25 protein-coding genes, 1 tRNA gene, 2 pseudogenes and 1 other annotated feature are annotated in these 24,714 nt (G+C 54.7%); of the genes and pseudogenes, 21 read left to right on the top strand and 7 right to left on the bottom strand.

Annotated features, from left to right (window positions below):
- Window positions 1-62 precede the first annotated feature (62 nt).
- The 3 genes from C8R14_RS13430 to C8R14_RS01450 are packed head-to-tail and all read left to right on the top strand — an operon-like array spanning window position 63 to window position 3,669.
- A complete protein-coding gene (locus tag C8R14_RS13430) occupies window positions 63-233 on the top strand; it encodes a hypothetical protein (protein WP_181413693.1) in 171 nt (56 codons plus the stop codon).
- Window positions 218-3,346: a DUF2309 domain-containing protein gene (locus tag C8R14_RS01455; protein WP_110332540.1), complete on the top strand. Its 3,129-nt coding sequence runs from the start codon at window positions 218-220 to the stop codon at window positions 3,344-3,346. The genes C8R14_RS13430 and C8R14_RS01455 overlap by 16 nt, the downstream gene beginning before the upstream one ends.
- Entirely contained in the window at window positions 3,343-3,669 is a 327-nt protein-coding gene (locus C8R14_RS01450; RefSeq protein WP_011633894.1) for a P-II family nitrogen regulator, read from the top strand. Before C8R14_RS01455 ends, C8R14_RS01450 begins: the two co-directional genes overlap by 4 nt.
- Window position 3,670: 1 nt before the next feature.
- Here the strand turns inward: C8R14_RS01450 and C8R14_RS01445 are convergent, their stop codons facing one another.
- Entirely contained in the window at window positions 3,671-4,591 is a 921-nt protein-coding gene (locus tag C8R14_RS01445) for a LysR family transcriptional regulator (RefSeq protein WP_011633895.1), read from the bottom strand.
- Window positions 4,592-4,790: 199 nt separating this feature from the next.
- Between C8R14_RS01445 and C8R14_RS01440 the strand changes: the two genes are divergently transcribed.
- The 16 genes from C8R14_RS01440 (at window position 4,791) to C8R14_RS01365 (ending at window position 18,688) form a co-directional block, all read left to right on the top strand.
- Window positions 4,791-6,212, top strand: coding sequence for a form I ribulose bisphosphate carboxylase large subunit (locus C8R14_RS01440; protein WP_011633896.1), 1,422 nt, complete (start codon window positions 4,791-4,793; stop codon window positions 6,210-6,212).
- Between the two features lie 84 nt (window positions 6,213-6,296).
- Window positions 6,297-6,623: a ribulose bisphosphate carboxylase small subunit gene (locus C8R14_RS01435; protein ID WP_011633897.1), complete on the top strand. Its 327-nt coding sequence runs from the start codon at window positions 6,297-6,299 to the stop codon at window positions 6,621-6,623.
- A gap of 176 nt (window positions 6,624-6,799) precedes the next feature.
- Entirely contained in the window at window positions 6,800-9,424 is a 2,625-nt protein-coding gene (locus tag C8R14_RS01430; RefSeq protein WP_207204482.1) for an alpha-carboxysome scaffolding protein CsoS2, read from the top strand.
- A 10-nt stretch (window positions 9,425-9,434) separates the two neighbouring features.
- A complete protein-coding gene (locus C8R14_RS01425) occupies window positions 9,435-10,964 on the top strand; it encodes a carboxysome shell carbonic anhydrase (protein WP_011633899.1) in 1,530 nt (509 codons plus the stop codon).
- A gap of 29 nt (window positions 10,965-10,993) precedes the next feature.
- Window positions 10,994-11,242, top strand: a complete 249-nt coding sequence (csoS4, locus tag C8R14_RS01420; RefSeq protein ID WP_242500201.1) for an alpha-carboxysome shell vertex protein CsoS4 — start codon at window positions 10,994-10,996, stop codon at window positions 11,240-11,242.
- On the top strand, window positions 11,242-11,490 hold the full coding sequence (locus C8R14_RS01415; protein WP_011633901.1) for a carboxysome peptide B: 249 nt from the start codon (window positions 11,242-11,244) through the stop codon (window positions 11,488-11,490). Before csoS4 ends, C8R14_RS01415 begins: the two co-directional genes overlap by 1 nt.
- A gap of 108 nt (window positions 11,491-11,598) precedes the next feature.
- Window positions 11,599-11,895 carry an alpha-carboxysome major shell protein CsoS1 gene (csoS1, locus tag C8R14_RS01410; protein WP_011633902.1) on the top strand — a complete coding sequence of 99 codons (297 nt, stop codon included), beginning with the start codon at window positions 11,599-11,601 and terminating at the stop codon, window positions 11,893-11,895.
- Between the two features lie 41 nt (window positions 11,896-11,936).
- Window positions 11,937-12,284 (top strand): alpha-carboxysome major shell protein CsoS1, encoded by a 348-nt coding sequence (csoS1, locus tag C8R14_RS01405; protein WP_011633903.1) that lies wholly within the window; start codon window positions 11,937-11,939, stop codon window positions 12,282-12,284.
- Window positions 12,285-12,304: 20 nt separating this feature from the next.
- Entirely contained in the window at window positions 12,305-12,727 is a 423-nt protein-coding gene (locus C8R14_RS01400; protein WP_011633904.1) for a ferritin-like domain-containing protein, read from the top strand.
- An 8-nt stretch (window positions 12,728-12,735) separates the two neighbouring features.
- The gene (locus C8R14_RS01395) at window positions 12,736-13,002 is read left to right on the top strand and encodes a 4a-hydroxytetrahydrobiopterin dehydratase (protein ID WP_041353708.1); all 267 of its coding nucleotides are present in this window, start codon (window positions 12,736-12,738) and stop codon (window positions 13,000-13,002) included.
- A gap of 11 nt (window positions 13,003-13,013) precedes the next feature.
- A complete protein-coding gene (gene parA / locus C8R14_RS01390; protein WP_011633906.1) occupies window positions 13,014-13,643 on the top strand; it encodes a ParA family partition ATPase in 630 nt (209 codons plus the stop codon).
- Window positions 13,640-13,834, top strand: a complete 195-nt coding sequence (locus tag C8R14_RS01385; RefSeq protein WP_041353443.1) for a hypothetical protein — start codon at window positions 13,640-13,642, stop codon at window positions 13,832-13,834. Before parA ends, C8R14_RS01385 begins: the two co-directional genes overlap by 4 nt.
- A 120-nt stretch (window positions 13,835-13,954) precedes the next feature.
- Entirely contained in the window at window positions 13,955-14,791 is an 837-nt protein-coding gene (locus C8R14_RS01380; protein WP_011633907.1) for a CbbQ/NirQ/NorQ/GpvN family protein, read from the top strand.
- Between the two features lie 22 nt (window positions 14,792-14,813).
- Window positions 14,814-17,174 carry a nitric oxide reductase activation protein NorD gene (locus C8R14_RS01375; RefSeq protein ID WP_011633908.1) on the top strand — a complete coding sequence of 787 codons (2,361 nt, stop codon included), beginning with the start codon at window positions 14,814-14,816 and terminating at the stop codon, window positions 17,172-17,174.
- 12 nt (window positions 17,175-17,186) lie between these two features.
- Complete coding sequence (locus C8R14_RS01370) at window positions 17,187-17,819, top strand: BMC domain-containing protein (protein ID WP_011633909.1); 633 nt, start codon at window positions 17,187-17,189, stop codon at window positions 17,817-17,819.
- A gap of 44 nt (window positions 17,820-17,863) precedes the next feature.
- Window positions 17,864-18,688, top strand: a complete 825-nt coding sequence (locus C8R14_RS01365; protein ID WP_011633910.1) for a S1 family peptidase — start codon at window positions 17,864-17,866, stop codon at window positions 18,686-18,688.
- Between the two features lie 138 nt (window positions 18,689-18,826).
- Window positions 18,827-18,926 (bottom strand) — a sequence feature (AL1L pseudoknot).
- On the opposite strand, the pseudogene C8R14_RS13960 reads toward C8R14_RS01365, so the two are convergent.
- Window positions 18,840-19,195, bottom strand: a pseudogene (locus C8R14_RS13960) (transposase); the annotation flags it as partial. (Overlaps the previous feature by 87 nt.)
- A gap of 54 nt (window positions 19,196-19,249) precedes the next feature.
- On the opposite strand from C8R14_RS13960, the pseudogene C8R14_RS14350 reads away from it, so the two are divergent.
- Window positions 19,250-20,490, top strand: a pseudogene (locus C8R14_RS14350) (nitric oxide reductase activation protein NorD); the annotation flags it as partial.
- 18 nt (window positions 20,491-20,508) lie between these two features.
- The gene (locus C8R14_RS01350) at window positions 20,509-20,811 is read left to right on the top strand and encodes a hypothetical protein (protein WP_011633911.1); all 303 of its coding nucleotides are present in this window, start codon (window positions 20,509-20,511) and stop codon (window positions 20,809-20,811) included.
- Window positions 20,812-20,935: 124 nt separating this feature from the next.
- On the opposite strand, the gene C8R14_RS13935 is transcribed toward C8R14_RS01350, so the two are convergent.
- The 5 genes from C8R14_RS13935 to ispB form a co-directional block, all read right to left on the bottom strand.
- Window positions 20,936-21,385, bottom strand: coding sequence for a hypothetical protein (locus tag C8R14_RS13935; RefSeq protein ID WP_240142295.1), 450 nt, complete (start codon window positions 21,383-21,385; stop codon window positions 20,936-20,938).
- A gap of 24 nt (window positions 21,386-21,409) precedes the next feature.
- A complete protein-coding gene (locus tag C8R14_RS01345) occupies window positions 21,410-22,339 on the bottom strand; it encodes a surface carbohydrate biosynthesis protein (protein ID WP_240142296.1) in 930 nt (309 codons plus the stop codon).
- Window positions 22,340-22,568: 229 nt separating this feature from the next.
- Complete coding sequence (locus tag C8R14_RS01340) at window positions 22,569-22,988, bottom strand: hypothetical protein (RefSeq protein ID WP_011633912.1); 420 nt, start codon at window positions 22,986-22,988, stop codon at window positions 22,569-22,571.
- Between the two features lie 522 nt (window positions 22,989-23,510).
- Window positions 23,511-23,587: transfer RNA gene (locus C8R14_RS01335), tRNA-Pro, on the bottom strand.
- 88 nt (window positions 23,588-23,675) lie between these two features.
- Window positions 23,676-24,644, bottom strand: a complete 969-nt coding sequence (gene ispB / locus C8R14_RS01330) for an octaprenyl diphosphate synthase (protein WP_011633914.1) — start codon at window positions 24,642-24,644, stop codon at window positions 23,676-23,678.
- Between the last annotated feature and the right edge of the window lie 70 nt (window positions 24,645-24,714).

Raw genomic sequence — 24,714 nt, 5'->3', positions numbered from 1 at the left:
TGGGCCTGAGTAATGCTGCGACCGTTGTCAGTGTTCTCATCGTTTGGCTGCTGTAGAGTTGGATGGGAGCGCAGATATGGCAGGGATTTCTGTTTGGAGTGCCGCACGCTGAATATGTTTTCAAATCTGCAGTGCACGACATCCCGGTATTCTGGACTGTTCTGGCCGCGTTGCTGGCCGTGGCCGTGATTGTGGCCGCTTCTCTTTGGAGCATGACATGGTTGATGCATTGAACTTAGGCAAGATCTTGCGCGTGCATGCCACGGTCTATGTGGCTGCCGAGCCTGTACCGTTGTTCTGGCCGATGCGCACATTTATTCACAACAATCCCCTGCATGGGCTGGAAGGCTTGCCGTTCACAGAGGCGGTTCAGGCTGCGCGCGGGCTTTTCCATGCCCGCGTGTACCTTCCACGCACTACCTATCAGCATTATCTGCGCGAAGGCAAGGGCGATGTGCGCATGCTCGACGCGATTACCGCGCAGTTCGCGCAGACCGCACCCAGTATCGGTGGCATCGACTGGCAGCGCTGGCTGAGCGCGGTGCGCAAAGCGCCGACCGACGCCTCGCCCTATGTGCCGCATGCCTCAGCCGAAGACGTCGCTGCAGTGCTGGCTGGCCAGGCTATCCCAAATGGCAGCGCCATCGCAGCCGGTCTGGATGCTGCGATGCTTGCCGATCTGCCTCCTTGGCGGCCGCTGACCGAGTGTATCGATTCGCTGTGGGGAACCAATCTTGCTGCTGAGCTTGACGAGCTGGTGGTCAAAAGCTGTTTGGATTTTTTCGACGAAGATCAGTCATCGTGGCGCATGCCCGGTCGGAAGCAGGGTTTTTACGCTGCCTGGGCTGATGTTGCTCGGCGCAACGGCCGCATGTTTTTGCGCGGGTTGGCGATCAAGCGTATCCTCGATCAGGCGCCACGTGCAGATGCCGCGATTGTTCACGTCATGCAATCGTTAGGCATTGCCGAAGAGCATTGGCAAGCGTATTTTTCGCGCGAACTGTTACGGCTGCATGGTTGGGCCGGCTTTATCCGCTGGCGCTCGGGAGCCGAGCATTATCATTGGGGACGCAAGCACCCGGCCGATCTGGTCGATTTCCTTGCCGTGCGCTTGGTATTCGCGCTGGCGCTGATCGAGGAAAGCGCGCGGCATCGCAAAACACCCGCGAACCGACCTGCGTTCGACGCCTTTTTGCGCGAGCAGCGCGACTGTGCCCTATTGCGCTACGCGTTGCACGCAGGAGAGCTTTTACCTGGGTGGGCCCAACGTATCGATGATGCGCTGGAGCGATCCAGCGGGAATCGCATAGCTCGACTGGCCGAGGACTACGCGAAAGAATGGCGACGCGTACATGCGCAGCGGCAGGGCCAGATACTGCAAAAAATCGCGATGGAGGCTGGAACACCGGTGCAGACGCTGGCCGCGCTCGGAGCGCAGGGCGCCGCCGAAGTCCTTGAGGTGCTGCAGCGCTTTGCCGTGCAGGAAGGGTCGATGTGGCTGCGTGCACTTGAAGCGCGCGCCATCGACCATCTGCTGAGCCAGATCGTGACCCCGGACGAGCCGGCGGTGCCGAAGCGCGCTTTTGCACAGGCGCTGTTTTGCATTGATGTGCGTTCTGAGCGACTGCGGCGCAATCTGGAGAACGTCGGAGATTTCCTGACGTTCGGCATTGCTGGGTTCTTTGGCGTTCCCGTGGGCTTTTTGGGTTACGGCAAAGGAAGTGAAACCCATTTGTGTCCGGCGATAGTCACGCCAAAAAATCTCGTGCTCGAGATTTCCGCTGCAATCGACTTCGACGAAGAGGATTTTGTCTCGACCCTTGGCCATGTGCTGCACGATCTGAAGAGTTCGGTGATCTCTCCCTTTGTCACGGTTGAGGCCATTGGAGCGCTGTTCGGCTTCGATTTGATTGGCAAGACCATGGCGCCGTTGGCCTATCACCGTTGGCGCAGCCGGCTGGATGCACCGCATCCGTTCACCCATTTGTTGCTGGACAAGCTCAGCCGCGAACAAGCGGACTCCATTGTGCGTGCTCTGCAGAGAGCGATGATCGTCAATGCTTTGCGTATTGAGCTGGGCATCGAGCGGGAGCGCGTCAACGACGACATGATTCGCGAGCTGCGCGAAACGGCGCTGGGCCATTGCAGCGGCACCACGATACTGGTGCGCGAGTTTGGTCTTTCCTTGGAACGCGAAGCACGATTCATCGAGCAAGTGCGCGAGGTTTACCGTGTCAATTCGTCATATGCGAATTACCAGATGCTGCGTTTGGGGCGGATTGGTTTTTCGCTCGACGAGCAGGTCAACTATGTCTGGACCGCGCTGACTTCGATTGGCCTGACCCGCAATTTCTCGCGTTTCGTGTTGCTCATCGGACACGGCAGCCATTCGGAAAACAATCCCTACGAATCGGCGCTCGATTGCGGCGCCTGCGGCGGCAGCAACGGGCTGGTCAGCGCCAGGGTGCTGGCGCAAATGGCCAATAAAGCCGAAGTACGGGCGAAACTTCGGACCATTGGGGTAGATATTCCCGCCGACACCTGGTTCGTTCCCGGGCTGCACACGACTACCACCGATACCGTTGAGTTATGCAATCTGGAGCTTTTGCCGCCGCGGTTACTGGTGTATCTGGAGCGTTTGCGGAACGGTCTGTATGCAGCGTCGCGGCTTTCTGCAGCCGAACGCGTTCCGACGCTGCTGCCGCAAGCAAAAACCTTGAAACCGGCTCAGGCTCATCGCATAGTACGTGTCATGTCGCACGACTGGTCGCAGGTGCGACCTGAGTGGGGATTGTCGGGCAATCTGTATTTCGTCGTGGGACGACGCGGTTTAACGCAGAAGGCCAATTTGCATGGACGTTCCTTTCTGCAATCCTATGACTGGCAGCTCGATCCCAAGGGACGCCTGCTGGAAAATATTCTTGCCGGCCCGGTGGTAGTGGGGCAGTGGATCAATATGGAGCACTACTTCTCCACCGTCGACAACACTCATTTTGGCAGCGGCAGCAAGGTTTATCACAACGTTGCCGGGCGCTTTGGCGTGATGACCGGCAATCTGTCCGATCTGCGCACCGGGCTGCCGGCGCAGACTGTGATGCGCCATGGTCAGCCTTATCACGAGCCCCTGCGCCTGATCGTGATGATTGAAGCGCCGCTGGACTTCGCGCGCCGCGCCATCGAGGCCGTAGCCAAGGTCAAGAGTCTGGTGCAGGGGCAATGGGTCCGTACCATTATCCTCGATCCGACGCAGGATATGCAGGCCTATGTTTTCGACGATGGCGAGTGGCAAGTACATTTCATATCCGCATCCCAATCGACATACACCGAGGAGGTCGTCACAGCATGAGCACGTTCAAACTCTCTCCCCTGAAAAAACTAGAAATCATCCTCGCAGGCGAGCATCGCGAATTCGCTACCAGCTTGCTTGATCGCGCTGATGTAAAAGGTTACACCATTGTTGGCAATCTTTCGGGCAAGGGTAGCCAAGGTTTTTACGGAGGACACTTGATGTTCAACGAGGACGATGCGCTGATCATGATCATCGTCGCGGTGTCACCGAATCTTGTCGATGCATTGCTCGAAGGCTTTCAGCCGTTTTTCGAGGCTCATTCCGGAGTGATTTTCGTAAGCGATATCCAGGTTGGCCGTCCGGTCAAGTTCATGGCCTGAATTAGGTGGTAGCAGGATCCTGGAGCGAAGCCAGATGTCTTGCCTCTCGAATCAGAAAGTCAAGAAAGGCTTGCGCTACGGTCGACAGCCGCTTGCCTTTGCGATGCACGATGAACCACTGCCGCATAATCGGAAAGCGTTCGACGTTGAGCATGGCCAGTCGCTGCATCGCCAGTTCGAGTTCGAGTGTATGCAAGGATAGGATGCCCAGGCCTAATTCGGCTTGCACCGCCTGCTTGATCGCCTCGTTGCTACTCATTTCCATTACCGAATGAAACTCTACTCCGTACCGGGAGAAATGCCGCTCAGCCGCTTTGCGCGTTCCTGAGCCAGGCTCGCGGGTGATGAAGGTTTCGCGCTCCAGGTGTTTGAGTGCGACCCGACTCTTGGCAGCTAGCGGATGGGTCGGTGCGGCAATTATGACCAGTGGATTGTCAAGAAAGGCTTGAGCGACTAATTCTGAGTTCTTCGGTGGCTGTCCCATGATCGCCAGATCCATGTTCGACGTGGTCAGCATGTCCAGAATCTGTTCCTGGTTCGACACTCGCAGTCGCACCTGCACTTTAGCGTGCTGTCTGCAGAATGCGGCAATCAACTTGGGCGCGAAGTAATTCGCGGTACTCGCCACCACTAGATCCAATTCGCCTCGGCGCAGGCCACTGAATTCTTCCATTGCGGCGCTGAGGTCCTGCATTTTCGCCGCAATGATAATCGCGTGGCGGTGCAGCTCGCGTCCGGCGTCGGTGGGTTGGATTTGTTTGCCGACCTGGTCGAACAAGGGTACACCGACTTGCTCTTCGAGCTGCCGCATCTGCATTGATACGGCAGGTTGCGTCAGATGTAGCACGTCAGCCGCGCGCGTGAAGCTCTGGCGACGCATGACAGCGTCGAAAATTTGTAGTTGGCGAAAAGTCAGATACATAATTTTCACATAAGTTTATCTAATGCATTCTATCAGAAGATTGAGTTGTATTTTATGATTACATTCGATACTATGTTTGCAAGCAAATCGATGAATCCATCCCTAAGACCAGGATTGATGCCTTGGTCGATTGTGCTGAACAAATTTTCCTTCGTCGTTTAGTTCTCGCGAGCAGCGAGCTTTAAGGAGTCGTCAAAACATGGCAATCAAAACCTATCAGGCCGGTGTCAAGGAGTACCGACAAACTTACTGGCAACCGGATTACGTGCCGCTAGACACTGACATTCTAGCGTGTTTTAAAATTACCCCACAGTCTGGCGTCGATCGCGAGGAGGCGGCGGCGGCGGTAGCCGCAGAGTCGTCCTGCGGTACTTGGACCACAGTGTGGACCGACCTGCTGACCGATCTCGATTACTACAAGGGTCGCGCCTATCGCATCGAGGATGTTCCCGGTGACGATGCTCGCTTCTATGCTTTCGTCGCGTACCCCATCGACTTGTTCGAAGAGGGTTCTGTGGTCAACGTGTTCACCTCTCTGGTGGGCAATGTATTCGGTTTCAAGGCGATTCGCGCCTTGCGTCTGGAAGACGTGCGTTTCCCGATCGCATACGTGAAGACCTGCGGCGGCCCTCCGAGCGGCATCCAGGTGGAGCGTGACAAGATGAACAAGTATGGTCGGCCGCTGCTGGGCTGCACCATCAAACCTAAGCTGGGCCTGTCGGCCAAGAACTACGGTCGTGCGGTGTATGAGTGTTTGCGCGGCAGCTTGGACTTCACCAAAGACGACGAGAACATTAATTCTCAGCCGTTCATGCGCTGGCGCGATCGTTTCGAGTTCGTGCAGGAGGCCACTCTGAAGGCTGAGGCCGAGACCGGCGAGCGTAAGGGTCACTATCTGAACGTCACCGCGCCAACGCCTGAAGAAATGTACAAGCGCGCAGAATTCGCCAAAGAGATCGGTGCGCCGATCATCATGCACGATTACCTCGCCGGTGGCCTTTGCGCTAACGCAGGTCTGGCGAACTGGTGCCGTAACAACGGGATGTTGCTGCACGTTCACCGCGCCATGCACGCCGTGCTCGACCGCAACCCGCATCACGGTATCCACTTCCGCGTGCTAACCAAGATTCTGCGCCTGTCCGGCGGAGATCACTTGCATACCGGTACCGTGGTGGGCAAGCTGGAAGGTGATCGCGCCTCCACTCTTGGTTGGATCGATCTGCTGCGCGAATCCTTCGTACCGGAAGACCGTTCGCGCGGTATCTTCTTTGATCAGGATTGGGGTTCGATGCCCGGCGCTTTCGCCGTCGCGTCCGGCGGTATCCACGTGTGGCACATGCCTGCGCTGGTTGCCATTTTCGGTGACGATTCGGTGTTGCAGTTCGGCGGCGGCACGCTCGGTCATCCTTGGGGCAACGCTGCAGGTGCACACGCTAACCGCGTTGCGCTCGAAGCCTGCGTACAGGCGCGTAATGAAGGCCGTCAGATCGAGAAAGAAGGTCGCGAGATCCTTACCGCCGCGGCTCAGCATTCGCCCGAACTGAAGATCGCCATGGAAACGTGGAAAGAGATCAAGTTCGAGTTTGACACGGTTGACAAGCTCGACATTGCCCACAAGTAATGTTTCAAACCAAATTCGATCGATCTGCGTTCCAGTGAGACTGCGGCGATCGGATTCGATTCCTAATTTTGAAAGGATATAGCTATGGCCATTCAAGCCTATCACTTAACAAAAAAATACGAAACCTTTTCGTATCTTCCCCAGATGACGCCCGAGCAGGTGCGCCGTCAGATCGCCTATGCCCTTGCTCAAGGCTGGAATCCTGCGGTTGAGCACGCTGTCAAAGGAACGTCTGCCAAGGAGAGTTTTTGGCATATGTGGAAGCTGCCGATGTTCGGCGAGCAATCGGTCGATGCTGTGCTGGCCGAGATTGAGGCCTGCCATCGCGAATTTCCTGATCAAATGGTACGTTTCATCGCTTATGATAACTACTCGCAAAGTCAGGGCGTGGCTTTTGTTGTTTACCGCTAAAACGAGCGGATCCATCCCAGGGGCGGGTTCTGGTTGCATGAAATCAAACTACTCAGTGCGACCAGCGGCCGCCTAAAATGAACTCAAGTGCTGAGGTTCTTATGACAATCGCTGAATCAAGTTATGCCAATGCGAACATGTCCGGGCGCGCACTGGCGCTCCAGCGTCGCCAGGCGATGGCCCGTCAAGGCAAAACCGCCATTACCAAAACGTCTGTGCTGCGCAGCAGGGCAGACGTCGCCATGAATGCAGATAAGGTTGCTACTGCCTGGCACGGTTCGCAGGCTCCTGTTGCTGCGGCAGTATCGGCTGCGCAGGTCTTGACGCGCACTGAGCCTTTGTCGGCAGCAGTCGTATCGGCTGCGCGAGCGCGGCGACAAGCGCTTGCCAGCGTTGGCAAGGCAGCGTTGCAAACTGCTTCAAAAAATTATACTCGTCCGAGTGCACATTTGCGTCCAGCTGTACAGCCGTTTGCCACAATCAGGTGCGATTGCGATGCGCAGTGCGAATGCCAGACTCGGCACAGGGCAGTCGCCGAAATGCCGGTGGCCGGGGTTGCGGTGCAAGAAAGCGTTCAGCGTGCGACAATCGTCGCCGAGCAGGCGACCGGGCGCGCGCTGGCCAAGATGCGTCGCGCAGCGTTGACACAAGATGGCAAAGCCGGGCTCAAGCGGGTTGCCCAGGCGACCAAGATTGCTGCTGCGATGCCGGGGCAGGATTGGCAAGCTGCGATGGTCAAAGGCGCTACCGGAAGACAGATCGCGGAGCAGCATCGTCGCGTGCAGTCACTCGCGGGGCGCGCCGGTCTGTCGAACAGCGCTGCTTCTGCTTCCAGGCCAAGCGGACGGGTCAAGACGCGCGATGCCAAGCAAGTGCCGATGAAGGTCGAGGAAGGGCATACTTTGTCCGGTCAAACCGTGACTGGTACCATGGTCGAGCGCAGCATCAAAGTCACCGGCAACGAATCGGGATCCTGCCGCAGTATCACCGGCACCGAATATATTGGCGCGGAACAGTTTCAAACTATCTGCGGTGTACGCGCCGAACCAGGCGTGTCCAAGGTTGAGATGAGCCACACCTTGCGCGAGCAAAAGATCACAGGCATAGCGCTCGGTCGCTCGACCAAGGCCACGGGTGACGAAGCGGGTGTTTGTCATCCCGTGACCGGCACCGAATATCTGTCCGCCGAGCGCTTCCAGCAGTTTTGCGGCACACGCCCGGCGCCCTCGCCGGAGAAAGTCGCACTGGCTTTCACCAACAAGGACATGGCCGTGTCTGGCTCCCTGGTCGATCGGCCGCGCAAAATCACCGGCGCAGAGTACGGTGCTGATCGATCGATCACCGGTACCTGCTACGGCCGTCCGCCAGAAAACGACAATGCACCGGACAAGGTTGCAATTACGCACACCGGTTCGGGCAAGACTATCACGGGCACCCTGGTAGGCCGTAGCGAACACCTCACTGGCGACGAAGCCGGTAGCTGCCGTGCGATCACAGGCACCGAATATCTCTCCGCCGAACAGTTTCGCGACTTGTGCCATACCAATGCGCCGGCAGCGCCGCGCAAGGTCAGTGTGATGTCAACACGCGGTGCGCAAGCCATCTCGGGTGCTGCCGTCGACCGTTCGTCCAAGGTAACCGGCAACGAGACAGGTTCCTGCCGAGCGATCACCGGAAGCCAGTATTACACTACGGCCGATTTTGCGGGGCTTTGCGATGCGTCCGGGCCGAACAAAGTCAATACGATGCATACCCTCGCTGGTCATACCATTACTGGTTCGGAGGTTGCTCCCGGCCCAAAGTTGACGGGTGACGAATCTTACGGGTGCAAATCCGTCACCGGCACCGACTATATCGGCACCCAACAACTTGCAGCTGTTTGCCCGCCAGGGCAATCATCTACAGTACAACCCGTGAATAAGGTCGTCTTCGACAGTACATTGCAAGGCCAACCAGTTTCCGGCAGCTATCCGGGCCGTGCTGCCAACGTCACCGGCAACGAAGCCGGCACCTGCGCCCCCATCAGCGGCGTACAGTATGCAGGAATGTCGCAAATTCAGGAATTTTGCCCGGCTCCGAGCCTCGATGCTCAGGCGGCGCGCGTACGCGACAGCGCCGTGATTCCAGCCAGCGTCGTGACCGGTGACCGTCCAGGTGCAGGCGGGTCGCGCATGACCGGCGATGAGCGCGGCGCTTGCGAGCCGATTTCGGGCACACCATATCTTGGGCTGGATAATATGCCTGACCAATGCGCAACTAGCAGTCGTTTCGTTGCGCGCGGACGCACTTTTGATGTCGCGCCACGGCCGCCTGCACCGAAGGATTTCAGCATTGTGCCGCCGTCGCGTCAGCGCCAGATCCAGAGTCCGGGGCGTGAGTGCCAGGGAGATAATCTCACCGGCAGTGTGCTGAGCAATTTACGCATAACCGGGACGATCAACAAGGCCGATGGTCTGATTACCGGAACGCCGGAGTTCCGGCATAGCGACACGTCTCGTAGCCAGGTGCAACTGGATGAAGTCGTCGCTGCTGCGCAGCGACTGAGCGGTGAAGGTAGTCAGCAGGGAGTGCGTATTTCGGGTGATGCTTGGAATGCAAACCCTCGAGTTACCGGTACCGAGGGCTCGTCCAGTCTGGTACGCAACCCTTCGATGCGCGGCCAACCGCGTGGCGTCGGTGTCAACGCAGTGAAATTCCGCGAGCTCGAGCGTCTTGAAGTGCCTGAATCGGTCATTACTGGTTCGTCCGGCAATACCGATAGAGGCGCAACCATTACCATTTCGGGCGGAGCGCGCGGCTGAGGATACGAAGATGAATACACGACAACGTATGCAGGCATTGCGACGCAGTAGCGTTGGGCCGATCGATGTGGCCAATGAGAGCGGTATCGCAGAGGTGCTCGAACATCCTGCTTGCGTGATCAGTAGCGGGCAGATCTGCGAACACTCGCTTGTCGACCGCGACCTTAATCGCCTATTGTTCGACTATGAGCGGACGGTACGCTCGCGCTTCACCCGTATCGTCGAGGTGCTCAAACGCATCTCCATGCATCAGCACGACAAGGATTTCACCGAGCGCGCGCAGCAGCTCGCCCACGAACAACTCGGTTTTGATCTGCCGTCGAAGATGTTTGAGGATGCTTGGGTGTGCGGGTTGGATTTATCGGCCCTGCATTCGCACTGCATATTCAGCGTCCTGAAGTCGTGCGTCGATAATGCGCGAACCGAGCAGGCTGGCTGGCGTCAGCGCATACCGCTCGATGAAAACTTCTTGCGATCCTGCGGTTATCACACAGTGGATATCAGCCCCTGTTCGGATGGTCGGTTGCAGGGTATGAGCCCTTATGTGTTGCGCATTTTACCTGGGCCTAATGTGCAGGTGAAGGCTTATGCGGGCGCGCTGTTCGACATTGAAGCCGATGTATGCGATTGGGCGCAGCGCGAAGTCGAGCGACTGTCAGGCGCGATGGTCGATGGCGAGCGTCTGGACTATCTCAAGATCGCCGTCTACCACTTCAGCAGCTCCTCGCATAACGGTGACGGTTGCGCCGCGCATGGCAGCAACGATCGCCAAGCCACCGAGGCGGCACTCGGCCGCCTGGATGAACTACGTGAGGCGATCGATCGCAGTTTCGGCATCGGCGCCGCGCCCGACGTGCTGTTGATCGGAGTCGATACCGATCTAGACGCTTTGCGCATTCATCTTCCCGATGCGTACGGCGACGTCAATTCGCATCGCTACATCGAAACCGTGAAGATCTACCGCGAGACGCTTGGGCTATCCGCCGAGGTGGCGCGCGCGCGCGTCGCCGAGATAATCGCCGACGTCGAGAATACCGGCGGTTGGGGCCAAGGCCAAGGGCGGATGAATGATGGCATGCGCCGTTTGGTGTCTGCGCTGGCCGAAGCTAATCTGTCGCAGATCGAATACGTCATCAAGCATCATACCGGTCGCTACGCGACTATCGGGCACGACGAGGAGTGCATCGTCGCTGGCGACGCGGTTCGGTCGTTAAAATTGCGCAACCTGTTTTATTTCGCCCATCTCGACACCATCGAGGAAGGGGCGCCCGATATGGATGTCGGGATCGATATCTTCGCCAAGCTCAATGTCGCACACGGTCTGCCGGTCCCAGTGCTGGTGCATTTCGAATATGATGCCCGGATTCCCGAATCGCGCGCGCGCGCGGTTGAGCGCGGTCGGCGGGTGCGTGATGCGATCGAGGCGCGCTATCCCGATCTGGTTGCCAAGGGTCTACTTAATTGCGCGATCGCGGTGAGTGAGCGCGCTGGCGACGAGCGCTGCGACTTTGTGGCTGACGAAGTTGCAGCGAACCATTGAGTATTGAGGACTAAAACGCTATGCGAATCATGCGAGTCGAAAAAACCCTGGTGTCGACCAACCGCATCGACGGCTTTGGACATCGCCCGCTGCTGGTCGTGCAGGACAAACCCGGCGGAACGCGCAGTGTAGCCGTCGATGCGGTGGGCTGCATCCCGGGAGACTGGGTAATCTGTGTCGGTTCTTCAGCAGCTAGAGATGCGGCTGGTGCCAAGGATTTTCCCTCCGATCTAACGATCGTTGGTATCATCGACCACTGGAATCCGGAGGCGATCTGATGGAGATCTGGCGCGTCGTCGGTGAACTGGTTTGCACTCGGCGTGTTCCGGGACTCGGTTCGACATCGCTGCGCGTACTAAAAGGGCAGAAGGGTGAAATCATGGTGGCGTCCGACGCGGTCGGCGCCCCACCGGGAAAATGGGTGTTTACTACGCTGGGCAGCGCCGCTAGGTATGCGATGCCAGACCAGAGGACGACGACTGATCTCACGATCTGCGGCATCATCGAAGGCTGGGACGAAGCGTGAACAGACGTGTATATATTACGCGTATAGAGCAAAAGGCGCACGCATGGCGGGCGCTTGAGTGCAGAGAAGTGGCAGTTTAACCAATTTTTTGACTAAAGGAGTAAGAAAATGGCAGAAATAATGGGCATTGCCCTGGGAATGATTGAAACCCGCGGTCTGGTTCCCGCGATTGAAGCGGCCGATGCGATGACCAAGGCTGCTGAAGTACGTCTGATCTCGCGTCAGTTCGTCGGCGGCGGCTACGTTACCGTGATGGTGCGTGGCGAAACCGGCGCGGTCAACGCCGCAGTTCGTGCAGGCGCTGATGCTTGCGAGCGTGTGGGTGACGGCTTGGTGGCTGCGCACATTATTGCTCGCGTGCACAGTGAAGTTGAGGGCATATTGCCCAGGACTCCGAGTGCCTAAGAACCCCCTACCTTTCTTGAAACAACTACGAGGACAGTAACATGGCTAACGTAAACGGCATTGCCCTGGGAATGATTGAAACCCGCGGTTTGGTTCCCGCGATCGAAGCGGCCGATGCGATGACCAAGGCAGCGGAGGTGCGTCTGATTGGCCGGCAGTTCGTCGGCGGCGGCTACGTCACTGTGCTGGTGCGTGGCGAAACCGGCGCGGTCAACGCCGCAGTTCGTGCAGGCGCTGATGCTTGCGAGCGTGTGGGTGACGGCTTGGTGGCTGCGCACATTATTGCTCGCGTGCACAGTGAAGTTGAAGGCATACTGCCGACCAAGCCAGACGTCAGCGGCGGTGGTGGCGGCGGCCGCGATGCCGAGATCACTTCCACGCTTAGTTGATCGACGGATCGTTTCCTGCCATGGCTGTCGATCCGAGAACCTTAGGGTGGCTGGCACGCGCTCTCAACCACGAGATGGGAGCAGTCCAGCAATACCTCGCACAAAGCGTGCTCGCGCGTCTTTGGGGGGATGTGGAACTTGCAGCACACCTGCGCGCCGAAGCTATGGAAGAGCTGGAACATGCTGAACTTTTGATTGAGCGTCAGATCCTACTTGGCGTGGCTCCTTGTGGCGGACAGTTGCCCGTTGTTCGCTTGGGCCGCAATGCACAGGAATTATTCGCTCACGACCAACAAATGGAAGTGCAGGCCGTCCAACTTTATGTCAATGCGCTAATGCATGCACAGCGCTTGCGTGACCAGGACTCGATAGCACTGTTCCAATCGTTGTTAGCGCAGGAGCAGGAGCATCTAGAACACATTGCGCATACCAAATCCGGATGAGCTTTGACATGAGTGACGAATTGCAAGGCTGGGAGCGGCGCGACAAGCCGCCGACGTTGTATAGGCGCTTTTCCTTCGAGCGTTATGCCCAGACGCGCGCATTTCTCGATGCCTTGTCGGTTCTGTGCGATGAGTTCAAGCGGCATCCACAGAATATTAGTTTCGGTACCACCTACGTTAACGTCACGCTCGAACCGGCTGACGACAAGGTCTTCGCGTCGCAGGATGAAACTTTTGCCGCACGCATCTCAGCGCTGGCTGAACAGGGGAAGTGATCGTGGTTGACATGCGTGTCATCGCGATCACCAACCAAAAGGGCGGTGTCGGTAAGACTACGGTGGCAATGAACCTTGCCGCTGGGCTGGCGCGGCGGGCATCAGTAGTAGTGGTCGATCTTGACCCGCAGTCCTCGGCCACGCAATGGGCGACGGCCGGCACTAAGGCCTTTCCTGCTACGGTCAAGCAGCTTCGACTAGGCGTTGTCCTGCCCGATTTGCGCAAGGAATTCCGTGCCTTCGACTATATCGTGCTTGACTGCCCGCCATCGGTCGACACCCGCGCCGCTATGTTTGCGCTCCTGACTTGCGATATCGCGCTGATCCCGGTCCTGCCTTCGCCTGTGGACCTGTGGGCCAGCCTGCGTTTGCCGCAGGAGATCGACGAGGTGCGCAAACGCTGTTCAAATCTGCGAGCCTTTCTGCTACTCAATCAGATTGAAGCGCGCAGCGCGCTATCAGCGGCGATGCAAGAAGCACTGGCTGAGTTCGGACTGCCGGTGCTGCAAACCTCGATACGTCGGCGTAGCATCTACAAAACGGCTGCGCTCGAAGGCGTATCTGTGTTTCAAATGGGTGCGCGCGGGCAAGCCGCCGCCGCAGAAATTGAAGCCATCATCCAGGAGATTGTTACATCATGACCAACATAAAAGACAAGCTTACCAGTAGTGTGCGCCAGGCAAGATCTACCACGCCTTCCAAGGCTGTTGCGCCGCGTGTGGTAGCCGAAGACACCAAGCAAACAAACATACAAGCCAAACCGGTTCGCCAAACCGCTGAGCCGGTTTCGAGCGCTCAGGCGCTTTTTCCTGACCGCGTATGGCCGGACTAAGCCCGGTTGAACCGAAGAATTCTGGATATCATTATGAGTAACGAAAACCTGACGCGAACCTATATGCCCCGGTGGAATGCATCCTACCGTTCCACGACTTCAACCCAGGAGGCGCAAGCGATGTCGCTGCCGGCAACGGCCGTCGTTGCGCCGACATCGAGTTCACTCGACAGCTATCGTGTGACCCGCGAACCGTACTATCGCGCCACCGGCGATGAAGTTGCGCTGTATGAGGCAGCGTACTCGGTGCGTATGCCCATGATGCTCAAAGGACCCACCGGCTGTGGCAAGACCCGTTTTGTCGAATACATGGCGTGGAAGCTCGGCAAACCGTTGATCACTGTGGCATGCAACGAAGACATGACTGCCTCCGACTTGGTCGGCCGCTTCTTGCTCGACACCAGCGGTACGCGCTGGCAGGACGGACCGCTGGCGCTGGCGGCGCGTTATGGTGCGATCTGCTATCTAGACGAGGTGGTCGAGGCACGGCAAGACACCACGGTTGTGATTCATCCACTGACCGATACGCGGCGCATTCTGCCATTGGAGAAAAAAGGCGAGATCATCGAGGCGCACCCCGATTTCCAAGTCGTTATCTCGTACAACCCGGGTTACCAGTCCCTGATGAAAGATCTCAAACAATCAACCAAGCAGCGTTTCGGCGCCTTAGATTTTAACTATCCGGAACATGAAGTTGAGGCCGAGATCATCGCGCATGAAAGCGGCGTGAGTATGGACGTGGCGAAAAACCTGGTGCATATTGCTGAGCGTGCGCGCAACCTGAAAGGACACGGGCTCGACGAAGGCATTTCTACCCGCATGCTGATCTATGCCGGCCGTTTGATCGCGCAGGGCGTGGCGCCGCTGGCGGCGTGCCGCGTCGCCCTGGTGCGACCGATCACCGACGACCCTGACATGCGCGATGCGCTTGATGCGGCTGTAACCACCTACTTCTGATGGGCGACATGGGTCTCGCATTATGGCTATTCACCTTGAAGAATTCCAGAGTTTGCTCGACGAGCTACCCGGCAGTGCGCAGGAACTGCTGCGCGCGTCTTGGAACGAGGCGGCGCGCGCACTCACGCCGCGTGGCTTAGATAACTACCTCAAAGGAGCGGTCGCGTTGCATCACCTCGGCCGCGGGGAGGACCTTGTGGTCGGTTTCATCCAATCCATGCCCGAGTTGGCGCGCGGAGTGGGTGAGGAAGTACTGCCTGACCTAGTCAACTTCCTTCTTGGCATGGCATCCAAGACCTCGGGCCATGTGCTTGCGCTGATCGTCGGCACTGCGCCATTAGCGGCACAGCGCTTGAGCGATGCCGGCCTATTCGTCAGTTATCTGAAGGTGCTCGAGATCATGCTGGCCCAGGCGCCTCGCGGCCTGCGACCGATGCTGGAAAACTTGGACCGTCTGCTTACCCAGCTCACTCTGGGCGGCTTGCGGCGCTGGGTGCAGTGGGGTGCACAGGCGTATCGCAGCGATTTAGACGGTCAGGTAGCGTACTTTTCTCTGCAAAGCGCCGACGCGCTGGCTGTGCTGCAGCAGGAGCGCAAGGGCACGCTGTTCGTCGACATTCAGCGTCGTTTGAACATCTATCAGCGCGCAATGTGGGGACGTGATTTTTTCCTGCGCCCTACTTCCGGCGATTACGAAAGCCGTGAAGAGTTGAAGCCCTACATTGAGCATTACGTCATTCATATTGCCGATGCCTACGACAATTACAAGCCACTGGGCCCCGATACGCCGCCCGAGCAATGCGTGCCGGCACTAGAGATCTACCGCGCCGCAGTTAACCATTGTGCTGCGCATCTGGTGTTCACTCAACAGCCGCTGTCCATGCAGATGTTGCATCCAGCGCAAATGGCGGTGATTGAGGTATTCGAAGATGCGCGGGTCGAGGAGCTGTCAATCCGGCAGTTTCCGAACATGCGCGAAGCTTGGCTGATGCTGCATCCGGTGTTCGATTACTCTCGTGAGCCGCAGAGCATCGGCGAATTGCTCGACCGCCTGGGCCGCGCCCTGCTTGAAGAGCAGAGCCACGATCCTCATCCGTGGGTGCGTGAGGCCGTGGTGGCGTTTCGCGCACAGACCGATCTTTCGACCAATCAGACAAGCTGGAACCTCGGCATAGACTTGTCGCACAAGCTGTTCGAGTTGCCGCTACCCGAGTTCAACAACCGTACCGACCACCGCTTGAGCGCGATCTACCGAGACGACAACCGAGCGGTATGGCAGCTCGAAGAGTACGACGAGGCACAGGCACTGGAGGCTACTTGGCAGACGCGGCAGCAGGTACGCAAAAAAGTCAACCTGATGGAAATGGTCAACGAGGTGGATAACGAGTTTGCCGGTGATGACGCGCAGGAAGTCTGGGAACTGCCGACCGAATATCTGTTCGATGACGGCGTCAGCATCAACGAACTCGAAGGTCGACCACCGATTTCCGAGCCTTTCCATTATCCCGAGTGGGACTATAAGATTCAGCTCGAACGCCCGAACTGGGTCACCGTGCTCGAACACCATCCACCCGTGGGCGAACTCGCAATTATCGAGAACATCATCATCGAAAATAAGCCAGTGATCTCACGGCTGAAATTCCTGATCGAATCGATGGTGCCACAAGGCATGCAGCGCATCAGGCACGTAGAGGACGGCGACGATCTCGATATCAACGCCGCAGTGCGCGCGATGATCGACATCCGCATGGGCCAACCACCGGACCCGCGCATCATGATGCGGTACAAGCGCACGCTGCGCGAGCTTGCAGTGATGGTACTGCTGGATATGTCCGAATCGTCCAACGACAAGGTGCGCGGACACGACTACACGATAATGGATCTCACCCGCGCAGCCACAGTGTTATTCGCCGACGCGCTCGATCGCATCGGCGACCCATTTGCGATCCATGGCTTTTGCTCCGATGGACGGCACGACGTGCATTATCATCGTTTCAAAGATTTCGACCAGCCGTATGGTGACATCGCCAAGGCTCGCTTAGCCGGCATGAAGGGCCATTTTTCTACACGCATGGGCGCAGCGCTGCGTCACGCTGGATATTATCTGGCGCAGCAGCCCAAATCCAAGCGGGTAATTTTTGTCATCACCGACGGCGAACCGGCCGACAACGACGTGCACGACCCGCAATATCTGCGCTATGATACTAAACATGCAGTCGAAGAACTCGCGCGTAAGGGCATTACGGTGTATGCGTTATCCCTCGATCCGCATGCTGACCAATATGTGTCGCGTATTTTTGGAGCTAAGAACTTCACCGTCATTGACGAAGTCGAGCGCCTGCCGGAGAAATTGCCGATGCTCTACATGAGCCTCACACGTTAAGGGCGCCATGCAATGAAAATAAGCTTGCGTACCTTCGTATTTCTCGACGCACTGCAACCGCAGCTCGCATCTTATCTCGCCACCTCGTCGCAAGGCTTTCTGCCGGTGTCGGGCGACGCCTGCATGTGGATCGAAGTTGCTCCCGGCATGGCGGTCCATCACCTTTCAGATATCGCGCTGAAAAAAACCAATGTGCGCATGGGCGAGCAGGTGGTGGAGCGCGCGTTCGGATCGATGGAACTCCATTACCGTAATCAAAGCGAAGTGCTTGCCGCCGGAGATGCGGTCCTGCAGCAACTTGGCATTACAATGGAATCGCGGCTGCGCTGCAAAATCGCCTGGAACGAGATCATCCGCGCCATCACTCCTGATCACGCTACGCTGATCAATCGTCAGCTGCGCAAGGGTTCGATGCTGTTACCGGGGAAGAGCATGTTCATCCTCGAAGTAGAGCCAGCTGGATACATCATTTATGCCGCGAATGAAGCTGAAAAGGCTGCGCATGTCACATTGGTGGATGTCAAACCCTTCGGCAGCTTCGGCCGACTGACCATGATGGGGTCTGAGGCTGAGGCCGAGGCTGCGCAGCATGCCGCAGTAGCGGCGATAGAGCAACTGAACCAGCGCGCCGCCGCCCATCCCTGAGTCGGCGCGACGCTACCGAACCACCTATATAGTGTATATGTATTATGGAAATCGACTCAATCGCCAAGCGTCTGCTGTTTTGCACAGTGCGCGTGGACTCCGAACTCGAAGACGGCAGCGCTGGCTCGGGAACCGCGTTCATTATCACCCACAGTCATGCCAATGGCACGACGCCGTTCATCGTTACCAACCGGCATCTGGTCGAGGGAGTGCGCCGGGGTGGGCTGGTGTTCACGCAGGCGCGTGACGGCAAACCTGCGTTCGGCGAGCGTTTTCAACTCAACATCGACGACTTTACAGCGGCCTGGTTTTTCCACTCCGACCCCGAGGTCGACCTGGCCATCGTGCCGTTGCGCCCATTAGAGCGCGCTGCGCGGGAGCTGGGCATAGAGCTGTACTACCACGCCATCGACAGCGCCAGCATTCCCGATGCCGCCGCCACACGCGGCTTCGACGCACTTGAGGAAGTGCTATTCGTCGGCTATCCTAGCGGCATGTGGGATGTGGTCAACCTGATGCCTATTTTGCGCAGAGGTACCACTGCTACGCCGCTGGAACTCAATTTCGAGGGCCAGAAACAATTTTTGATCGATGCCGCAGTGTACCCGGGATCGAGCGGCAGTCCGGTATTTGTGGTGCGCGACGATCCGTTGCGCCCGCGCGGAGACGGCGCACGCTCGATTTGGTTTGCAGGCGTCGTCGCTGCAGTGTTTTTCCACGAAGAAACCAACCAGATCATCCCCGGCCCGGTGCCGGCGTACAATACGGGGCAATCGGTAGCTTCCGAGATGATCGACTTGGGCCTGGTGGTCAAGTCCGAGTCAGTGCGCGAAGTCATCGACGCTTTTGTGCAGCGCTGGCTTAGCTGATTAGAACTCGTTTCACCAATAGCAGCGTGTGCGAAAGATCTTATTAGGATGCAGCACAAGGTATCGTCGCGCCGCACAGCCGCATTACTGGAGCAAGTATGGAAAAGATTATCTATTCCGGATTAAACCGGATTCGCATGGCATCACTCAGCTCGATCCCACACAGGTCCCGATGCTGATCAATGTAGGCGTTTCTTTCTTCAGTTCGTGGTCGAGCGCCGCCTGGGCGAAAAAAGCATTGGCTGTCTTTAGAATATCGTTGGCACGGCGCAGCTCCTTGATCTCACGCTCCATGGCTTTGATGCGTTCACGTTCACCGGATGTTACACCGTCGCGCCACATCACTACGCTTGACCCAATCCAGCAATGTAGATGGCACACAGCCAATCCTCTGGGTGGAATCGATTCAACCGCTGCCTACAGTGAGGAATATTCCTGACGATGCTCCTGCACCAACCGGACTGCCCGTTCTTTTACTTCCAGGGAAAGCTGATTTTGTTTATTTATGGCTCTATTCTCTTAAAGGCTAGAGTCTCCTCAAAACCCGGAGTGATTCAGGATGATAACCAGATATACCAGTATATTGGTGTAGCTTGCTCATGAAATTATGGCCAAGAAGATACCGTTCAATCAGAACGGATGTGCTGACAGCTTCTTATCGTGACGATAATCACTATTTCTGGGAGTTTGAGGAGTTTGATTTGAGCGCTCTCGATTGCTGCCGGATATGGCACGCCGAAGCAGGTTTGCAGACGAGTCAGTTTGATGGAATTTATTAATGAAACAGAATGCGAATTTGCTGGCGATGTGGCGATGATGCCAACGAAGTATGGATATTGGATTCTGAACTTTTTCCATATGAAGATAACGGCATTTCCTATAACACCATGTGGGTAAGGAACGGATTGCTTCGCCTCATTATTATTCCGAGTGGGATTACAAGATTCGATTGGAACGACCTGAATGGTCAACGATTCAGGAAAAACGTCCAAAGCCAGGAGATATTCAGGTTATTGACGACATTGCTACTCAGTATAAAAAGGAAATTCATCGCATGAAATTCTTGCTTGATGCGATGCAGCCTCAAGGTGTATAACGTATTTGCAAGCTGGAGGATGGGGATGAAATTGATATTAATGCAGCGATTTCTTCGTTCACTGATATACGTATGGGGCAGCATCCAGATCCGCGCGTCATGATGCGTGCCGTGCGTAAAGTGCATGATATATCAGTATTAGTATTGCTAGATTTGTCGGAATCCACTAACAACAAGGTGAATGGTCATGAATATTCCGTACTGGATTTGACTAGACAGGCAACTGTGCTATTGGCAGGTGCCATTAACCGGGTGGGGGATCCTTTCGCAATCCATGGTTTTTGTTCGGATGGCCGACATGATGTTCAGTATTACCGTTTCAAGGATTTTGATCAGCCATACGATTAAATTCCCAAGATGCGGATTGCCCCGCATGACTGGCCAGCTATCTACCCGTATGGGAGCGGCTATACGCCACGCGAGCCATTTCTTGAAAATGCAGCACTCTGCCATGAAGTTACTGTTCGTTATTACTGATGGTGAACTGGCGGACGTCGATGTGCGTGACCCGCAATATCTGCGGTTCGATACCAAAAAGGCAGTAGAGGAAGCAGGGCGTTCTGGGATATTAACCTTTTGCAAGAGCCTTGATTCGCATGCTGATCAATATGTATCCAGAATATTTGGGATGCGCAACTATATGGTGGTGGATCATGTTATGCGGTTGCCGGAGAGACTGCCGTTGTATGCGGGATTGACTCGTTAATCTGACTGAGGATAGTTTATGAGAGAGAAAGGTTACTCGGGAGTGGATCAGGATGCAGCTGGAGGACTGACTCCCTTGGGGCGTATCGTAATTGATGCGTGGGTTTTTGGTATATTGCCCGAGAGTGAAACCTGTACGGGATGGAATATGTCTCGGATGCAGGTTCTTTATGAAGAAGTTTACGCCGCATGGGAGCCTTACTCACATCTTCCCAGCCTCTTGCCGCCAGAATTGCAGCAGCGACATTCTGTTTTATATGAACAGAGAATAGCTATTGCAAGGAATAGCGGATGGGATACGGATCTTAGTGATGAATCTTGATCGGGTTATTGGGTATGTTCTGCGGGAGGAAGGCATTGGAGTTTTTCTGAAACCGAGCCCTTTTACTCGTGATGTCTGCTAGAAATATTCCAGGGATACACTGTTTTTTATCTCTTTGTATCTATCAAGTATTGATTTTGAACAGATACCGTGAGTGTTGTATAACCTTTATCGTTTGGAAACGATTCAGTAAATGGCCAAATTGTGCAATTTTTTGTTCGATTTGGGCGACTGAAATTTCAGGGAAACGATGGTTGTGATAAGAAAGCCGGTTTGGTCCCGGGCGGCGCATATATAACTGGGTTAATGTTGTTTTCAGATTGGCAAGCGCCCAACCCACCATGTATTTTGCAATAGAGCTTGCTGCTGGCTGAGATCGAGCATAGCCACTGTCCTCCAGTACATCCACGATACGCTCGCATGCCAGGCGATCTTGTTGTGCTGTCAAATAATAATCAATAAGTTTCTTGCGTTCTTCTCCATCTGCAACACCCAATTCACCACGCAAAATCCGGGATAAGGTCTCTTCAAGTTCGTCGAAGTTAAACGACGGATAACTAAGTTTGGTAGGCAATCCCTGGAAATCATAGTCGTAGTATTATTCATTGAAAGCAGCCAGATAAGAAATGGCAGGTACACCTAGGGCATAAGCTTCTAGTCCGGTTGTACAGCCATTGTGTATCATTGTTTTCGAAGCCAGAAGCCAGGGGATGACATTACCTTTATTTGCAACCTTTACCCGGCGACATTGGGCAGCAATATTGTGATAAACCTGTAAATTTTCACTTGGGTGAGGGCGGACAACAATAGTTACATCAGGAAAAGCGCGCTCCAATGCTGGGATAAGCTGCTTGAAACTCTCCAGTATGGCTTTCTTGTGGTGCCACAACCCTTCGGCAAATTCGTCACTTAAGCCGATCCCACCCTGTCCGCGCCGGGATGTTTTTTCTCCATTTTTACCCGAAATGAACATTCCGATACTGGGAATAAAAGGATTAACACTGGAAAAATTGGTATTGATCAGGATAAAGTTGCCATAAGTTTCACGTAAGTGCTCTACCTTTGCTGAAAAATAGGCGCGTATTTCTGGTCGCAAGATGTCGCCTCGCGGATTCCCGGTTATGTGAATGGGTAAATTTTCCGGAAGTTGCGGATATTGTTTGATGAGATCAGAATTCTCCTGACCCCAGGCAAAGAAATGAGAAACATTTTTCATCGTAACGGGAGATAACCGTAGCGAGAAATAGGTATCTGCCGGAGGATGAACCAGTGCTTCCTCTTCCCAAGCAACAATTTCGTGGCCAAGCATGCGAAGGATCCGGAATATGGAATTACTCAACCTGCGCATACTTTTTGCAAGATATATGCCGCGTGGTAGCGAAGCAACTTCAAAATGAATGTAGGCACGAGAACCGATAACAACCGGGAATCCGCGTTCGGCAGCCACGCAAGATAACAGGAGTTTTGCATCCAGTTCACGAACCTGGTTCTCAACGGGTATGATCAGTGTCGACGCGGTAGTAGCCATGTTCCGAAGTTTCTATTAAAAAACCATTATTTAATAATCATACATTAGTCGCGCGCCTAATGTTTTTATGTCATCTGCCTTTTGTTCAAGCACATGCCAGGGATGATGCAGCAACCGCTGCGGCACATAGTAAAATACGCAACTGACAAGTTGTAGTTTTATATGCTTGACGGCATGAATATATATTTCAGGAATACTTTCTCACTGTAAATATTCCCTGCTTTTATCACTAAGCGTTATCTGTAGAAACTTTGGGTCGGAACTTGATTATTTTTGCCGGGTTGTGAGGGGTTTGTTTTGCCATCATTGCATACAAAGCAAGTGGAAATTCTCTTTGCAGGCGGCGCATAACCGCTGTTTGATCTTCCTGATAATAAACTGCTTCATATTCAATGGGTTGATCAAGTGATTCACGTTCATGTGAATGGAAATTTTGCCAAGCAATATCTACCCAGCATTTGCGCTGGCCATCAATAAATACAAATTCCTCACGATCAATAATAGCTAAATATTGCATACTTCGGATAGGTATGAATAGATTTTTTGCTCCGCAGCGAGCAAATAACTGGATAGCCAGGTTATAGGTGGTTGCTGGTAACGTCCTTTTTTCCCGTTTGATTTCAGGATCGCGATAACAAGTGATTTCCATTTCCAATATCCTCAATTAAATAGTTAATCGTCACCTAATTAATTTAGGGATGGTGACAATTCTTCAGCGGATATCGTGGAATTCCTAAATATGCCGGACAAAAATCCGCGTTTACTTTTTGAGTTTTAACCCCTTATCTGTTTGTTTTGCAGAAGATAATCAGGTGGGAGATTCTTCTACTAAAACCTTAATAGTCAATGTCAATGCCTTTAACAATTATCAGATCTTCAAAAAATTGTATCGCGATTTCAGATTGTTTTGGCAGAGACTTGTTTTGGCAGAGACTTGTTTTGGCAGAGACTTGTTTTGGAAGGAATCATTTAAACGCAAGCGCCAAACCTTATATTGTGCAAATCACGTATGAAAGATTTGGCGTGCTGTGGCGTTGACGACATTTTTGCTGCTTTCACGACTTGCAAGGCATATTTGATTTACTCAGGAACCTGATAACGATACTGTGGATCATGTCAACATTGCGTCTGGTAGTAAACTGTGATTTTCGGGTCGAGTTGCAAGCTTATTTGGTCGGGGTGAGAGGATTTGAACCTCCGGCTCCTGCGTCCCGAACGCAGTACTCTACCAGGCTGAGCTACACCCCGAATGAAATAGTTTATCGAAAACAGCACTAGCAAGGAAATATTTAGGATTTCCAGTGATAATTGCTGAAGCTGGCAATTCTGGTAAAAATTAGTAATTTCTCGAAACAGCGAACTCCGCCAATTCTAGCAAACATTGTTTATAGATAGAATCACGGAGCGTAGAGATTACGGAAGTGGCCATGTTGGCTTCTTTCTGCGCGCATTGCTTTGCGTAATCCAGCGCACCAGTTTTCTGGATGATTTCGAGTACTGGTCCAAACCCGTCTTTTCCACCAGATTCAATAGCATGACGGACCGTATTTGCTTGGTCGGTCGTGCCAGCCCGCATGGCGAAGATCAGTGGCAGAGTCGGCTTTCCTTCTGCCAGATCGTCACCCAGATTTTTACCAGTGTCATGATCATTACCCGAATAATCCAGCAAATCATCCACCAGCTGGAATGCTGTGCCCAGATGCATGCCATAAGCAGCCAGTGCTTCTTCTTCAGCCGGAGTGGCTCCGCCCAGTATCGCTCCCAGCCGGCCAGCAGCTTCAAAAAGCTTGGCGGTTTTGAAACGGATAACCTGCAGGTAATTTTCCTCTTCAACGTCTGGGTCACGGCAGTTAAGTAATTGCAGTACCTCACCCTCGGCAATGGTGTTGGTTGCGTCGGCCAGCACCTCCATAACTCGCATGTTATCGACTTCCACCATCATCTGGAAAGCACGCGAGTACAGAAAATCACCCACCAACACACTGGCAGCGTTGCCAAATAAAGCATTGGCTGTGGCCTGATTGCGGCGCAGTTGGGATTCATCCACTACGTCATCGTGTAATAGTGTTGCGGTATGGATAAATTCGACAACAGCAGCGAGATTATAGTGATGCGTACCCTTGTAATCGTATAACCCTGCGGCAAGGATGACTAATGCTGGCCGTAACCTTTTTCCGCCGCTATGGATGATGTATTCGCTGACCTGTCGAACAAGAACAACTTGAGAATGAAGCTTTTGCTGGATAACGTTATCCACCTCGCCCATATCTTTGGCGATAACGTTTCTGATTGACTCGATTGACACAATGACTCCCTGAAGAAACCGCTATGGTAGAAATGTCCCTGCCCGGGTGTCAAGGATTCCTGCAGGCAAA

It is taken from the genome of Nitrosomonas eutropha (assembly GCF_003201195.1).
GTDB lineage: Bacteria > Pseudomonadota > Gammaproteobacteria > Burkholderiales > Nitrosomonadaceae > Nitrosomonas > Nitrosomonas eutropha.
The sequence above is the reverse complement of the archived record's forward strand: the minus strand, read 5'-3'. Positions and strand labels throughout refer to the sequence as shown.

Excerpts from the sequence above, each read along its gene's own strand:
- C8R14_RS13430 (WP_181413693.1), top strand. The coding sequence starts at position 63 with ATGGGAGCGCAGATATGGCAGGGATTTCTGTTTGGAGTGCCGCACGCT.
- C8R14_RS01455 (WP_110332540.1), top strand. The coding sequence starts at position 218 with ATGGTTGATGCATTGAACTTAGGCAAGATCTTGCGCGTGCATGCCACG.
- C8R14_RS01450 (WP_011633894.1), top strand. The coding sequence starts at position 3,343 with ATGAGCACGTTCAAACTCTCTCCCCTGAAAAAACTAGAAATCATCCTC.
- C8R14_RS01445 (WP_011633895.1), bottom strand. The coding sequence starts at position 4,591 with ATGTATCTGACTTTTCGCCAACTACAAATTTTCGACGCTGTCATGCGT.
- C8R14_RS01440 (WP_011633896.1), top strand. The coding sequence starts at position 4,791 with ATGGCAATCAAAACCTATCAGGCCGGTGTCAAGGAGTACCGACAAACT.
- C8R14_RS01435 (WP_011633897.1), top strand. The coding sequence starts at position 6,297 with ATGGCCATTCAAGCCTATCACTTAACAAAAAAATACGAAACCTTTTCG.
- C8R14_RS01430 (WP_207204482.1), top strand. The coding sequence starts at position 6,800 with ATGGCCCGTCAAGGCAAAACCGCCATTACCAAAACGTCTGTGCTGCGC.
- C8R14_RS01425 (WP_011633899.1), top strand. The coding sequence starts at position 9,435 with ATGAATACACGACAACGTATGCAGGCATTGCGACGCAGTAGCGTTGGG.
- csoS4 (WP_242500201.1), top strand. The coding sequence starts at position 10,994 with ATGCGAGTCGAAAAAACCCTGGTGTCGACCAACCGCATCGACGGCTTT.
- C8R14_RS01415 (WP_011633901.1), top strand. The coding sequence starts at position 11,242 with ATGGAGATCTGGCGCGTCGTCGGTGAACTGGTTTGCACTCGGCGTGTT.
- csoS1 (WP_011633902.1), top strand. The coding sequence starts at position 11,599 with ATGGCAGAAATAATGGGCATTGCCCTGGGAATGATTGAAACCCGCGGT.
- csoS1 (WP_011633903.1), top strand. The coding sequence starts at position 11,937 with ATGGCTAACGTAAACGGCATTGCCCTGGGAATGATTGAAACCCGCGGT.
- C8R14_RS01400 (WP_011633904.1), top strand. The coding sequence starts at position 12,305 with ATGGCTGTCGATCCGAGAACCTTAGGGTGGCTGGCACGCGCTCTCAAC.
- C8R14_RS01395 (WP_041353708.1), top strand. The coding sequence starts at position 12,736 with ATGAGTGACGAATTGCAAGGCTGGGAGCGGCGCGACAAGCCGCCGACG.
- parA (WP_011633906.1), top strand. The coding sequence starts at position 13,014 with ATGCGTGTCATCGCGATCACCAACCAAAAGGGCGGTGTCGGTAAGACT.
- C8R14_RS01385 (WP_041353443.1), top strand. The coding sequence starts at position 13,640 with ATGACCAACATAAAAGACAAGCTTACCAGTAGTGTGCGCCAGGCAAGA.
- C8R14_RS01380 (WP_011633907.1), top strand. The coding sequence starts at position 13,955 with ATGTCGCTGCCGGCAACGGCCGTCGTTGCGCCGACATCGAGTTCACTC.
- C8R14_RS01375 (WP_011633908.1), top strand. The coding sequence starts at position 14,814 with ATGGCTATTCACCTTGAAGAATTCCAGAGTTTGCTCGACGAGCTACCC.
- C8R14_RS01370 (WP_011633909.1), top strand. The coding sequence starts at position 17,187 with ATGAAAATAAGCTTGCGTACCTTCGTATTTCTCGACGCACTGCAACCG.
- C8R14_RS01365 (WP_011633910.1), top strand. The coding sequence starts at position 17,864 with ATGGAAATCGACTCAATCGCCAAGCGTCTGCTGTTTTGCACAGTGCGC.
- C8R14_RS01350 (WP_011633911.1), top strand. The coding sequence starts at position 20,509 with ATGAGAGAGAAAGGTTACTCGGGAGTGGATCAGGATGCAGCTGGAGGA.
- C8R14_RS01345 (WP_240142296.1), bottom strand. The coding sequence starts at position 22,339 with ATGGCTACTACCGCGTCGACACTGATCATACCCGTTGAGAACCAGGTT.
- C8R14_RS01340 (WP_011633912.1), bottom strand. The coding sequence starts at position 22,988 with ATGGAAATCACTTGTTATCGCGATCCTGAAATCAAACGGGAAAAAAGG.